Source organism: Alkalihalophilus marmarensis DSM 21297, from assembly GCF_000474275.2.
GTDB lineage: Bacteria > Bacillota > Bacilli > Bacillales > Bacillaceae_D > Alkalihalophilus > Alkalihalophilus marmarensis.
In genome coordinates this window covers 53,368-67,294 of the sequence record NZ_ATAE01000030.1, presented here as the reverse complement: position 1 = coordinate 67,294, position 13,927 = coordinate 53,368, and the positions used below count along the sequence as shown (strand labels likewise).

The window sequence follows — 13,927 nt, the reverse complement described above, 5'->3', positions numbered from 1 at the left end:
AGTTTAGATAAGTAAATTGACTATTAGTTGTATAATCATCCAAAGTTGTGGATAATGAAGAAAATGGAATAGAAATAGGTGATAAATATGAACAAAGGACAACGTCATATTAAGATCCGCGAAATCATTGCAAATCATGAGATTGAAACTCAAGATGATTTAGTTGAACAATTACGCGCGGAAGGATATTCTATCACGCAAGCTACGGTATCAAGAGATATTAAAGAGCTGCACTTAGTAAAAGTGCCAATGCTTGACGGCCGATATAAATACAGCTTGCCGGCAGACCAGCGATTTAATCCGCTGCAAAAGTTAAAGCGAGCTTTAATGGACAGCTTTGTCAGTATTGATCGATCAGATCATATGATCGTTATGAAAACATTGCCCGGCAATGCAAATGCCATTGGGGCACTCATTGATAATCTAGATTGGACGGAAATTATGGGGACCATTTGTGGTGATGATACGATCCTTATCATTTGTAAACATAAAGAAGATGCACCTCAAGTAACCGAGCGCTTTTTAGAGATGTTGTAGGAGTGAGTAGAAAATGTTAGTTGAATTATCAATCAAACATTTTGCGATCATTGATGAATTAACGATACCTTTTGAAAAAGGTCTAACTGTGCTTACAGGTGAAACGGGTGCAGGAAAGTCCATTATTATTGATGCGATCGGCCTTTTACTAGGAGGACGCGGATCGGCAGAATTTGTTCGTCATGGAGAAAAACGGGCTGAAATTGAAGGGCTTTTCAGCATCGAGAACCATCATCCAGTCATTAGAAAAGCACAAGAATTAGGAATAGATGTCCAAGATGATATGTTTGTTTTACGTCGGGATATTACGGCTCAAGGAAAAAGTATTTGCCGAATAAATGGAAAACTGGTAACACTAGGGATTTTGCGCGAGATTGGTGGAGGGTTGGTTGATATTCATGGACAACATGAGCACCAAGCTCTTCTTCAAGCGGAGCATCACTTAGGAATGCTCGATAGTTATGCAAAGTCAGACTTAGCGCAAGCAAAAGCAGAGTATAAAAGTATATTTGAGAGGGCTTCTGCACTTGAAAAGCAAGTGAAGCATTTAAGTCATAATGAACAAGAAATGGCTCAACGCATTGATTTATTAACGTATCAATTAAAAGAAATCAATGAGGCAAAGCTTGAGCCAGAAGAAGATCGTTTATTAACAGAAGAGCGGTTTAAGCTAGCTAACAGCGAAAAGTTATTTCAATCGCTAAATGACAGCTACGGAAATTTATATGGTGATGGAAAAGGCTTGGATTATTTAATGAATGCCATGATGCATCTTGAAGAAGCTGCTTCTGTTGATAAAGAGCTGGCACCTCTTCATGAATCAATCAGTAATTGTTATTATTTAATTGAGGAGTCTACATTTGCGATAAGAGATCAGGTTGATGGAGTGGAATTTGACCCTAATCGATTGGACTTTATTGAAAGCAGACTAAATGATATTCAACGATTAAAGCGAAAATATGGGGAGAATGTAGAAGACATTTTAGAATACGCCTCAAAGATAGAAGAGGAACTTGACACTATTTTGCACAAAGATGATCGAGTCTTACAGCTGCAGCATGAGCTTGACACTGCCTGGCATGATTTATACGTAGAAGGCAAAGCAATTACAGACATAAGGAAAAAAGCTGCCAAGCATTTAACTAAAGCCATTCACAAACAGTTAAAAGCCCTATACATGGAAAAGACGGTAATGGATATTCGCATTGAGCCAAAGCCCTTAACTAAAACAAGTCCAACGATTGATGGTAAACAAGCTGCATTTGGGCCCGAGGGGATGGATCAAGTGGAATTTTACCTTTCTACAAACCCAGGAGAGCCGATGAAGCCACTTTCTAAAACCGCATCTGGCGGAGAGATCTCTCGAATAATGTTAGCGCTCAAATCGATCTTCCAAACACACCAGCAGATCACCTCTGTTATTTTTGATGAAGTCGATACAGGTGTCAGCGGACGAGTTGCACAAGCAATTGCTGAGAGGATTCATGCGATTGCAATGGGGTCGCAAGTGCTTTGTATTACACACCTTCCACAAGTTGCAGCTATGGCAGACACGCATTTATATATCGCAAAACATGAAAAAGAAGATCGTGTTCATACATCTGTAACACCGCTTGAATTAGATGAAAAAGTGGATGAAATAGCCAGAATGATCTCTGGGGTGGAAGTGACAGGCCTAACTAAACAGCATGCCAGAGAGTTATTAGATCTCGCAGACCAGCTAAAAGAACCACATTAAAATAATAAGAAGAAAAGCTAGCCAATTAAGGGTAGCTTTTTTCTTTTGCTTACGGTTATAAATGACTCCAATCAAGGCAACATTAGTAGTACAGCCATCATGGAGGTGTGGGCTAGAGCTAGGAGAGTGAAGTGAGTGAGAGGCGATGTAGTTAGAAAATGTATAGGAATAGGATGTCTTCTTTTTCTTCTTAGCTTAGGATTTCAAACAGCTCTAAAGGAGTGGATTGCAATTCCAACATCCATTACTGTCTTTGAAGGAGAAGAAACAACCCTTTATCAAACAAGTCGTGAAAATGAAGGCTTAATGGAAGCTTCGATCCCTGTGATGAGTGATCAGCCGCATATTGCATTTTCTTTAAAAGAAAATAGTGCTGGTACTGAGGCAACGATCACCGCTTCAAAGGCAGGGGAAACAGAGCTAAGTATGGAAGTATCAGGTTTTCCAGTCAAACATGTTGATGTTAATGTGCTACCAAATATTAAAGTTATACCAGGAGGGCAATCCATAGGTGTGAAACTGAATACTGAGGGAGTCCTTGTCGTTGGCCATCACCTAGTTCAAACTAAGGATGGCGATCAATCACCAGGGGAAGACGCTGAAATATTAGTCGGTGATATGATAACGAGTATTGACGGTCATCCCATTCAGCGTATGAGCCAGGTTGCCGAATATGTTCAGGCAGCAGGTGAAGAAGGAAGGCCGTTAAGCATTACTATAAAAAGAGATCAACAGGATTTAACAAAAGAATTGACCCCACTTAAGTCTAACGGGGAACATTCATATCGTATGGGATTATATATAAGGGATTCTGCTGCAGGGGTCGGAACAATGACCTTCTATGATCCAGTCTCAAAAAAATACGGAGCTCTTGGTCATGTGATTTCAGATGTAGATACAAAAAAGCCAATCGTTGTACATGACGGCCAGATTATCCGTTCATCAGTTACGGCGATTGAAAAAGGAAGCAACGGTGATCCAGGCGAAAAACTTGCTAATTTTTCACAGCAGCGAGATATTCTTGGTTCGATTGAGAAAAACAGTCCTTTTGGAATCTTTGGGACACTTGCAAAGGAATCACTTAAAAATAATATTCACGATGAACAGATGCCTGTAACCCTATCGTCACATGTAAAAGAGGGACCAGCCAAGATCTTAACAGTAGTAAACGGAGAAGATGTAGAGGAATTTGATATTGAAATTGTCAGTTCAGTCCCTCAAAAGCAGCCAGCTACAAAAGGGATGGTTATTAAAGTAACCGATCCTAGACTCCTTGAAGAAACAGGCGGTATTGTTCAAGGAATGAGCGGGAGCCCAATCATTCAGGACGGGAAACTAATTGGTGCAGTAACCCATGTATTTGTTAATGATCCAACGAGCGGATACGGTTGTCATATCGGGTGGATGTTAGAAGAGGCAGGAGTTATCGATCATAATCAAGAAAAAGCCAAAGCGAGTTAACAACCGTTTTGGCTTTTTTTCTCCTTTTTTCTAGGAAATAAGGGGGACTTTATACATAAGGTGTGGTAAGCTGATAAAGACAACAAAGATTATTCGACAAATCCAAGTATTTCCTCCTTTAATTATCGAAAATGGTCGAAAACAGGAGGAAACAATAGAAATTATAAGTAAATCAGAAAAAAGCTATTATTTTTCAAAAAATAAAAAGGAATATCATGGTGATTGTCGAAATCGTATCCTATGACAAATTAACAGGAATCGAGGAGGTTGTATTGTGCAAAAAATAAAAGTGAGTATTGCTGATGATAATAGGGAATTAGTAAACCTACTAAATGAATACATTTCTTCACAAGATGACATGGAAGTTGTAGGCGTAGCTTTTAATGGGCAGGAATGTTTAAACACGGTTGAAGAGCAACAGCCGGATGTGTTGGTATTAGATATTATTATGCCTCACTTAGATGGATTGGCTGTTCTAGAGCGTATGCATCAAATGGGTTTGCGTAAGAAACCTAATATTATTATGCTGACAGCTTTTGGCCAAGAAGATGTGACCAAAAAAGCAGTAGACCTAGGTGCATCTTATTATGTGTTGAAACCTTTTGACATGGAAGTGTTGATCTCAAATATCCGGGAAATTGGCGGTACAAAGCGTTCATTTGTACAAAAATCTTCGTCTACGCTTTCTTTTGCACAATCAAATCACTCCAATGATCGCGGTTTTAATTTAGATGCAAGCATCACCAATATCATTCATGAGATTGGAGTACCCGCACATATTAAAGGATACATGTATCTACGTGAAGCAATTACAATGGTATACAATGATATTGAATTATTAGGTTCTATTACGAAGGTTCTATATCCAGATATTGCCAAGAAATTCAATACGACATCAAGCCGTGTAGAACGTGCGATCAGGCATGCTATAGAAGTGGCGTGGAGCAGAGGAAATATCGATTCCATTTCAAGTTTATTCGGTTATACAGTTAGTCATACAAAAGCAAAACCAACAAACTCAGAATTTATCGCAATGGTTGCGGATAAACTTCGAATCGAACATAAGGTCTCTTGAAAAGGTAAGAATCAAGAGCCAAATTAAAAAGACCGGTTGCCTGTCATAATGCAGGCAGCCGGTCTTTTTATTCTCATTTATAGTATTTTCTTTGTATCTGTTCATACTAAAGGCAAACAGGATGAGAGAGGGTTCGATGATGAGTCAAGTGATTTTGGGGCCGATCTATGAGAATAAGCAAACGAAAAAGTTAATTCATCATATTCCAAAAGGGTCAATCGCATTCCTATGGCATGAAGATATTGATTCTGTCTCCGCAAGCGGTCTGATTGAGCAGGGAGTAAAGGCTATTGTAAATGCTTCAACTTCGATGACAGGGAGATATGAGCATTCAAATATCGAGATGTTACTATCGGCTGGAATACATGTGTTTGATGTAGTCTGCATGATGGACAAACAGAAAATATTTGAAGGAGAAGAAGCGCTAATTATTCAAGATAAGCTTTATGTGAAATCCTTTGATGGATATGAAGAAATTGCGGCCGTTGCTTCCTATGATTCACAAGTGGTTAATCAATTAAAAGGTCTGGCGAAAGCGTCGTATAGTTATCGATTTGATGATTTCATTACGAATACGCTTGATTATGCACAGAAAGAAAAAGCAACCTTTACGTTAAAGAAACATCTACCGGAAGTGTTTGACCGTTTAGAAAAACAAAAAGTACTGATCGTAGCTAGAGGCGGGGGGTATGAAAAAGATTTAGCCTATGCTAAAAAGCTGTTAAATCAAGCGGATTTAATCGTGATTGCCGTTGACGGAGCTGCAGACGGACTTAGGAAATTAGGCTACCAACCTGACTTTATTATTGGGGATATGGATTCAGTCAGTGAAGAATCCCTGCAGTCAGGGGCGGCACTTGTTTGTCATTCATATGAAGATGGATATTCTCCTGGCAGCACGCGGTTATCGAGTTTAGGATTGTCTTATCAAACCCTTTCTTTAGTCGGAACAAGTGAAGACATGGCTATTCAAGCTTCTTATTGGTCTAATGCTGATCATATTTATTTAGTTGGCTGCAGGTTTGGGATGAGGGATTATCTTGAAAAGGGCAGGCCAGGAATGGCTTCAAGTGTATTAGCTAGAATTCAAGCCGGTGATTGCTTAACAGACCTTAAAGGGATTCATAAGCTTGAGAAAAATCACTTAGGTACGATTGTTAATCGGATGAAACAGTTAGAAGATGTTTTGAGTGAATGGATAAAAAAAGCAGCTGATAAGAAGGATTGGATTCGAAAAAAAGGGGCATTTCATCATGAATAATGTCTCAGTGATTATTCCTGCCTATAACGAAGAAGTATTTATTAAAGATACGATTGACGCTCTGCGCATTATACCTGGATTGCTTGAAATTATTATTATTAATGATGGCAGTACGGACCAAACGAGTACAATCGCTCATCAATACGCTGATCATGTTATTGACCTTTCTCAAAATAAAGGCAAGGGCCATGCATTGAAAATTGGCTGGCAAGCTGCAAGGGGGGAATTCATTGCATGTGTAGATGCGGATCTTGGAAGGTCTGCAGTTGAACTAAAAAATCTCATAGTCCCCATACAAGATAATCTGGCGGATTTAGTAATCTCTAAGGTGAAAGCTGGTGATAGAGCAGGTTTTGGCTTCGTGAAGAGAAGAGCGCAATCAATTATTTTAAAGTATACAGGAGTAATGATAGAAGCCCCTTTATCCGGCCAGCGAATCTTTCATCGCAAATGGCTCGATCTGGTACTTAACGAAGAATATAATGGGTTTGGTGTGGAGACAAAGATGACGATTGACTTCCTCTTAGCTGGAGCAGGGGTAAAGGAAGTGGAGACTAGCATGACCCATAGAGAAATGGGGAAGTCTCCTGCTGGTTTTATGCATCGATTAAAACAGTGGATTGATATTGAACGTCAACTAAGAGTTATTAGAATGCGATCCGTTCGAATGAGAGTGGTGGAGAAATGATCGCATTACTTATCACTGTTCCGATCATTGCATATATCAGTATGATTGCTTTTCGCTCACTTGGTTGGACTGTGGTCAATTATGAAGGGAAGTCCGTTCCATACAGCTTAGGGGTAATCATTTTGTATGGTTATGCTACTTATTGCATGATTGTGCCTGAAGAAACGTATGCCATTGCATTTTCTTACCAAGCTCTTGCTTATGTTGTAGGGATTTGGTTTTTAGGTTTTATAGATGATCGTTACGGAACAAAGGAACCAAAGGGACTGCGCGGGCATTTATATTTTGTTTGGACTAAGAAAATCCCGACAACAGGACTAACTAAGTTGATAGGTACCTTTATTTTATCGATGCTTTTTGTGTATCACTTGCACACAACGTCTATCTATGAAGCAATACGCTATTTTTTATTGTTAAGCTGGTTTCCTCATCTAGCAAATTTGTTTGATACCAGGCCGCTTAGAGTATGTAAATTCACCACAATTATTTTGATTCCAATCCTCCTTAGCTATCCTGCTCCTGCCTTTTTTCTTTTAATATACGGACTGGCTATCTTTTATTTGTGGTTTGTACTTGAGGGCCATAGGCAGGCTTTACTTGGCGATAATGGATCAACGACTGCAGGAGCAGTATTAGCGATCATCATAATTCAATTTACCCCCCCGCACATCCAATGGCTGATCGTTTTTGGGGTAGGATTTTTAATTTTCCTTGCTGAGCGTATCTCTTTTTCAAAAGTGATTAATGCTTCAGGAATCTTAAAATGGCTTGATGGGATTGGCGTTCCATTCCAACAAAAATAGACGAGAAACTCATTGGAATATCAGGGTTTCTCGTCTTTTTTGTTGGTTTTGTCTATTATTTTCGTCTTTTAAAGCGCGGGGCAATCTTTCCATTCTTTTTATCACGATGAAAGATAAATCCTCCAATGAAGCCTAATCCTGCTAAGAATAATATAAAGCCTGCAATGAATTGAACAGATAAATTTGGATAAGGAGTGTTAAGCAACGTAAAAATAGTATCTCTCATCAGTTTTATTCCATAGCCCGCAATAACGGCTGGTATCACAAGAATCATTAGTGCAATAAATCGTCCCATAATCAATCCTCTTTCGTATCTACAATGATCATCTCTACAATTATCATAGCCTGCATATCAAACGTTAACGAGTGATCTTGTTCGCTCATATTCATCTTAATAGTAACGGAAAATCGGAACCTTGTACATGATGAAGGTTGCATGTTCACTAAATTTACGTAATAGTGGATAGTAGAGAAAGCGTTTTATTTGAAGGGGAATAGGGGGAGAACCCTTTTGAGACTGGAGGGATTTTATGAAAAATGTACTTCTTATAGGGGCAGGTATAGGGGGGACAGCTCTTTTGCAAATGCTCTTAGACATGGAACATATAGAAGTTCAAGCAGTCATAGATGTAGATCTTAAGGCAAAAGGAATAGAACTCGCCAAAAGACATCACATTAAAACAAGCTCTAATTGGAAAAAGTATTATACAGAAGATATAGACATTGTGTTCGAAGCGACAGGACGCAAGGATGTGTTAGAGTCGCTTCAAGCTCATATAAAAGAAGGGACTACAATTGTTCCTTCTCGGATTGCTCGATTATTTTTTACGTTAATTGAAGAAAAGGACTTTCTTATTCAGAAGCTTAATCAGCATTCTTCTATTCAAGAAACGATTCTTAATTCTACCCATGACGGGATGATTGCCGTAAATGCTGAATCACAAGTATTGTTTTTTAATAAAGCGGCATCAAAAATGTCAGGAATTAAATCAGAGGATGCAATAGGGGTCCATATTCAAGAAGTGCTTCCAAACAGCGGACTCCCTAGAGTGATACAAACGAAAAAGGAAGAACATAATAAAAAGCAGCATTTTGAGAATGGGACCACAATTTTAACCACACGTGTGCCAATGTTTGAAGAGGATAAATGCATTGGCGGATTAGCTATCTTTAAAGATGTTACAGAAATTGTTGAAATGGCTGAACAAGTAACAAATTTAAAGAGCATACAAACGATGCTTGAAGCGATTATCCATTCTTCTGATGATGCGATCTCTGTGGTTGATGAGCATGGGAACGGGATTATGATTAATCCAGCCTATTCAAGGCTGACCGGTCTCAAAAAAGAAGAAGTCATTAATCAGCCCGCAACAGCAGATATTTCAGAGGGCGAGAGTATGCATTTAAGAGTATTGGAAACACGCAAAGCAGTGCGCGGTGTACCTCTAAAAGTAGGTCCGAGTAAGCGTGATGTTATTGTTAATGTCGCTCCGGTAATCGTCGATGGACAGATCAAAGGGAGTGTAGGAGTGCTCCATGACGTATCAGAAATCAAGTCGCTAAATAAGGAATTAAAACAAGCAAAGCGGCTGTTAGAATCATTAAAAGCGAAATATTCGTTTGAAGAAATTGTCGGCTCCTCCCAAGAAATGCAAGTGGCGATTGAGCAAGCGAAAATTGCGGCTTCTACACCCGTTACCATTCTCCTCAGAGGGGAATCGGGTACTGGTAAAGAATTATTTGCACATGCGATACATAATGAAAGTAATCGGAGGCATTATCCGTTTATACGAGTAAATTGTGCGGCACTCTCTGAAACGTTGCTTGAAAGTGAATTGTTTGGCTATGAAGAAGGAGCATTTTCAGGCGCACGCAGAGGCGGAAAAAAAGGATTGTTTGAAGAGGCTGAGCAGGGAAGTATTTTCTTAGATGAAATTGGAGAATTATCAAGCAATATGCAAGCGAAACTTCTTCGTGTACTGCAGGAAAAAGAGATTGTCAGGGTGGGCGGTACCAAAGCCACCTCTATTGATGTCAGGGTAATTGCAGCTACAAACGTACACCTTGAGCGTGCCATTGTAGAAAAAGAATTTCGTGAAGATTTATATTACAGACTCAATAAAATGCCTATCTACATACCGCCGTTAAGAGAAAGAATTAATGATTTATCTCAATTAGCCAAGCATTTACTAACAAAGCTGAACGAAGACTATGGCCGTTACGTCCATGGCCTGACAGAAGATGCACTTAATTATTTAAAAACGTATCATTGGCCCGGGAATGTCCGGGAATTAGAAAATGTGCTGGCTCGTGCGATGATCTATATGGAAGCGGGATCTACAAAAATAACGAAACAGCATCTGCCGATTCTAACAGATGAAACGCCGCAGATCTCTACTAATCAACCTGATCTAAGAGATGAACATAAAACATTACAAGAGCTGATGGAGGAATATGAGCGCAGTGTGATTATGAAATCAATTGAGGAGTGTGCTGGTAATAAAACGGCCGCTGCCAAACGACTAAATATCTCGATTCGCTCACTTTATTATAAGCTTGATAAAATGGACATTGACTAAATTTGCATGCAATTATTTGCAGGGTATGATAAAATTTGCATGGTTGTTTGTTAGAAATGGAACGAATAACAGAAAAAACAACTTAAAAAAGGCTGTGTTAGGTTGGCACAGTTTTTGCAATACTAGTAAGTAGCATGAACAAATGAGTTTATTTGTATTTGAGGAGGATGTAAGATGGAACTTTTTAAAGATATGGAATTTCACGACTACGAACAAGTGGTTGTATGTCAAGATAAATTATCAGGCCTAAAAGCTATTATCGCTATTCATGATACGACTCTTGGACCAGCTTTGGGTGGAACAAGAATGTGGATGTATGACACGGAAGCAGATGCTTTTGAAGATGCTCTTCGATTAGCGCGTGGAATGACCTATAAAAATGCAGCTGCAGGATTAAATTTAGGCGGCGGTAAGACAGTTATTATCGGAGATCCTCGTAAAGATAAGAACGAAGAAATGTTCCGTGCATTTGGCCGTTATATTCAAGGGTTAAATGGTCGCTACATTACGGCTGAAGATGTTGGAACAACTGTTCAAGATATGGATATTATTCATGATGAGACAGATTATGTAACAGGTATTTCTCCTGCTTTTGGTTCATCAGGAAACCCATCACCAGTGACTGCATACGGAGTATATGTGGGGATGAAGGCAGCTGCTAAGGAAGCATTTGGTACAGATGATTTAGCAGGGAAAACGGTAGCTGTGCAAGGTGTAGGAAACGTATCTTATAATCTATGCAGACACTTGCACGAAGAAGGTGCGAACCTGATTGTAACCGATATCCATAAAGAATCTGTAGAGCGTGCTGTAAACGATTTTGGTGCTAAGGCAGTAGATGTAAATGATATTTACGGGGTAGATTGTGATATTTTCGCTCCCTGTGCTCTAGGTGCGATCATCAATGATCAAACGATTCCACAGTTAAGAGCAAAAGTGATTGCTGGGGCAGCTAATAATCAATTGAAAGAAGAGCGTCATGGAAACTTAATTCATGAAATGGGTATTGCTTATGCACCAGACTATGTGATTAATGCTGGCGGTGTAATTAATGTTGCCGATGAATTAAATGGGTATAACCGTGATCGTGCAATGAAAAAAGTTGAAGGAATTTATGATAATGTAGCAAAAGTATTTGAGATTGCTAAACGTGATCATCTGCCAACTTATAAAGCAGCTGACCGCATGGCTGAAGAAAGAATTGAACGCATGCGTCGCTCTCGCCGTCAATTCCTGCAAAACGGTCACAGCATTATTTCTCGCAGATAAACTTCTTTACTTGAAAATGATTTAAATGAAAAGATTTACCTGAAATAAAGGAGTGAATAGGATGGCTGAAGAATATGATCTTGTCATACTAGGTGCAGGGACTGGCGGCTATGTAGCCGCCATCCGTGCTGCTCAGCATGGCTTAAAAGTAGCAGTTGTAGAAAAGGAAAAGCTTGGAGGCACTTGCTTACATAAAGGATGTATCCCGAGTAAGGCGCTGCTTAGAAGTGCCGAGGTATTTGAGACAGCTAAACGCGCTGATGATTTTGGTGTACAGACAGGGGAAGTATCTCTTGATTTCACAAAAGTCCAAAAGCGTAAAGAAAGTATTGTAGATCAATTGCACCGAGGTGTACAACATCTCATGAAAAAAGGGAAAATCGATGTCTTTGAAGGAACAGGCCGTATTTTAGGTCCTTCTATTTTCTCTCCTACACCAGGAACCATCTCAGTTGAAATGGCAAATGGTGATGAAAATATGATGCTGATCCCTCAAAACGTCATTGTTGCTACAGGCTCATCTCCACGGACACTGCCAGGGCTTGAAGTAGATGGCACCCATGTCCTTACTTCTGATGAGGCTCTGCAGCTTGAAACTCTTCCTGCATCCATCCTGATTGTTGGAGGCGGAGTTATTGGGATTGAATGGGCGTCAATGCTGCATGATTTTGGCGTAGACGTAACCGTGATTGAATATGGACCGCAGATTCTCCCTACTGAAGACAAAGATATTTCGAAGGAAGCAGCTAAGATCTTAAAGAAAAAAGGCATTAACATTGTAACGAATGCAAAGGTAATAGCGGACACGATTGAAAAAGGTGATAGCGTTTCCATTAAGGCGGATATTAATGGAAAAGAAGAAACCTTTACTGCCGAGAAACTTCTTGTTTCGGTAGGCCGTACGGCAAATGTAAAAGATATTGGCCTTGAAAACACCGATATTCAAGTAGAAAACGGGGTTATATCAGTAAATGAGTTCTATCAAACAAAAGAATCTCATATTTACGCGATTGGAGATGTCATCGGCGGTTTGCAATTAGCTCACGTTGCTTCTCATGAAGGGATTATTGCAGTTGATCACATAGCAAGAAAAAATCCTGACCCTATCGATTATGATACGGTATCAAAATGTATTTACAGCCACCCAGAAATGGCAAGTGTCGGAACCACTGAGGAAGAAGCGAAAAAACGCGGCCATAATGTGAAAATTGGACAATTCCCGTTTAAAGCTATTGGTAAAGCACTTGTATTTGGTGAAACAGATGGCTTTGTAAAAATTATTGCAGATGCTGATAATGATGATGTGCTTGGGGTTCATATGATCGGACCGCATGTAACAGATATGATTTCAGAAGCGGCACTTGCAAAAGTTCTTGACGCTGCTCATTTTGAAGTAGCTCATACGATTCACCCGCACCCGACTCTCTCAGAAGTTATCGGAGAGGCAGCGTTAGCAGTAGAAGGCAAAGCAATACACTCTTAATTCACTTCGTTTAAAGGAGGAAATACAATGGCTGATAATCGTCATCAATCATTAGGGCTTTCTGATGAAAAGGTGTTAGAAATGTATGAAACAATGCTTCTAGCACGTAAAATTGACGAGCGTATGTGGTTATTAAACCGAGCAGGTAAAATTCCATTTGTGATCTCTTGTCAAGGACAAGAGGCGGCACAAGTGGGTGCTGCATTTGCGCTTGATCGTGAGAAAGATTATATTCTGCCATACTACCGCGATATGGGGGTAGTATTAACCTTTGGAATGACAGCTACGGACTTGATGCTTTCAGGTTTTGCAAAAGCAGAAGATCCAAACTCTGGCGGCCGTCAAATGCCAGGTCACTTTGGTCAAAAGAAAAACCGTATTGTTACAGGTTCATCTCCTGTTACAACACAAGTCCCTCATGCTGTTGGGATTGCACTTGCAGGGAAAATGCAGGGGGAAGATTTTGTTACTTTTACAACGTTTGGTGAAGGGTCTTCTAACCAAGGAGATTTCCATGAAGGAGCAAACTTCGCTGGAGTACACAAGCTGCCGGTTATCTTAATGTGTGAAAATAATAAATATGCCATCTCGGTACCAATTGAGAAGCAATTAGCATGTGAAAAAGTATCTGATCGTGCCATTGGTTATGGGATGCCTGGTGTAACAGTAGACGGAAATGATCCACTAGCTGTGTATGCGGCTGTTAAAGAAGCTGCAGATCGTGGACGCAGAGGGGAAGGTCCTTCTTTAATCGAGACAGTATCTTATCGTCTAACTCCTCACTCTAGTGATGATGACGATCGTGCTTACCGCTCTCGTGAAGAGGTAGAAGAAGCGAAGAAGCTCGACTCCATTATTACTTTTGCTGAATACTTAAGAGAAGTGGGTCTTTTAACAGATCAATCACTTGAAGAGATGGAAAAACGTATAGCTAAGATTGTTAATGATGCGACAGAGTATGCGGAGAACGCACCGTATGCTGATCCAGAGAGTGCGATGAAGCACGTGTACGCAGAATAGAAGGGGGGATTTC

General features: G+C 39.9%; 12 protein-coding genes. 11 read left to right on the top strand and 1 reads right to left on the bottom strand.

The annotated features are described in order from the left end of the window. Window positions 1–87 precede the first annotated feature (87 nt). The 7 genes from ahrC (at window position 88) to A33I_RS10465 (ending at window position 7,563) form a co-directional block, all read left to right on the top strand. Complete coding sequence (gene ahrC, locus A33I_RS10495; RefSeq protein WP_012959643.1) at window positions 88–537, top strand: transcriptional regulator AhrC/ArgR; 450 nt, start codon at window positions 88–90, stop codon at window positions 535–537. A gap of 13 nt (window positions 538–550) precedes the next feature. After that, window positions 551–2,275: a DNA repair protein RecN gene (recN, locus tag A33I_RS10490; RefSeq protein WP_022628384.1), complete on the top strand. Its 1,725-nt coding sequence runs from the start codon at window positions 551–553 to the stop codon at window positions 2,273–2,275. Between the two features lie 135 nt (window positions 2,276–2,410). Further along, window positions 2,411–3,736: a SpoIVB peptidase gene (gene spoIVB, locus A33I_RS10485; protein WP_022628383.1), complete on the top strand. Its 1,326-nt coding sequence runs from the start codon at window positions 2,411–2,413 to the stop codon at window positions 3,734–3,736. Between the two features lie 274 nt (window positions 3,737–4,010). Further along, complete coding sequence (spo0A, locus tag A33I_RS10480; protein ID WP_012959640.1) at window positions 4,011–4,811, top strand: sporulation transcription factor Spo0A; 801 nt, start codon at window positions 4,011–4,013, stop codon at window positions 4,809–4,811. A 136-nt stretch (window positions 4,812–4,947) separates the two neighbouring features. Further along, window positions 4,948–6,072 (top strand): putative cytokinetic ring protein SteA, encoded by a 1,125-nt coding sequence (gene steA, locus A33I_RS10475; RefSeq protein ID WP_161808680.1) that lies wholly within the window; start codon window positions 4,948–4,950, stop codon window positions 6,070–6,072. Then, window positions 6,065–6,760, top strand: coding sequence for a glycosyltransferase family 2 protein (locus A33I_RS10470; RefSeq protein WP_022628381.1), 696 nt, complete (start codon window positions 6,065–6,067; stop codon window positions 6,758–6,760). Before steA ends, A33I_RS10470 begins: the two co-directional genes overlap by 8 nt. After that, window positions 6,757–7,563, top strand: coding sequence for a hypothetical protein (locus tag A33I_RS10465; RefSeq protein WP_022628380.1), 807 nt, complete (start codon window positions 6,757–6,759; stop codon window positions 7,561–7,563). The genes A33I_RS10470 and A33I_RS10465 overlap by 4 nt, the downstream gene beginning before the upstream one ends. A 55-nt stretch (window positions 7,564–7,618) precedes the next feature. Here A33I_RS10465 and A33I_RS10460 read toward each other — a convergent pair whose 3' ends face one another. Beyond that, entirely contained in the window at window positions 7,619–7,858 is a 240-nt protein-coding gene (locus tag A33I_RS10460; protein ID WP_022628379.1) for a DUF2627 domain-containing protein, read from the bottom strand. Window positions 7,859–8,093: 235 nt separating this feature from the next. On the opposite strand from A33I_RS10460, the gene A33I_RS10455 reads away from it, so the two are divergent. The 4 genes from A33I_RS10455 to A33I_RS10440 all read left to right on the top strand — a co-directional run bounded on the left by A33I_RS10455 (window position 8,094) and on the right by A33I_RS10440 (window position 13,914). Then, window positions 8,094–10,142 (top strand): sigma-54 interaction domain-containing protein, encoded by a 2,049-nt coding sequence (locus tag A33I_RS10455; RefSeq protein WP_022628378.1) that lies wholly within the window; start codon window positions 8,094–8,096, stop codon window positions 10,140–10,142. A gap of 174 nt (window positions 10,143–10,316) precedes the next feature. Then, window positions 10,317–11,411 (top strand): branched-chain amino acid dehydrogenase, encoded by a 1,095-nt coding sequence (gene bcd / locus A33I_RS10450; RefSeq protein ID WP_022628377.1) that lies wholly within the window; start codon window positions 10,317–10,319, stop codon window positions 11,409–11,411. A gap of 61 nt (window positions 11,412–11,472) precedes the next feature. Beyond that, window positions 11,473–12,894: a dihydrolipoyl dehydrogenase gene (lpdA, locus tag A33I_RS10445; protein ID WP_022628376.1), complete on the top strand. Its 1,422-nt coding sequence runs from the start codon at window positions 11,473–11,475 to the stop codon at window positions 12,892–12,894. A 27-nt stretch (window positions 12,895–12,921) separates the two neighbouring features. Beyond that, window positions 12,922–13,914 (top strand): thiamine pyrophosphate-dependent dehydrogenase E1 component subunit alpha, encoded by a 993-nt coding sequence (locus A33I_RS10440; RefSeq protein ID WP_022628375.1) that lies wholly within the window; start codon window positions 12,922–12,924, stop codon window positions 13,912–13,914. Window positions 13,915–13,927 lie beyond the last annotated feature (13 nt).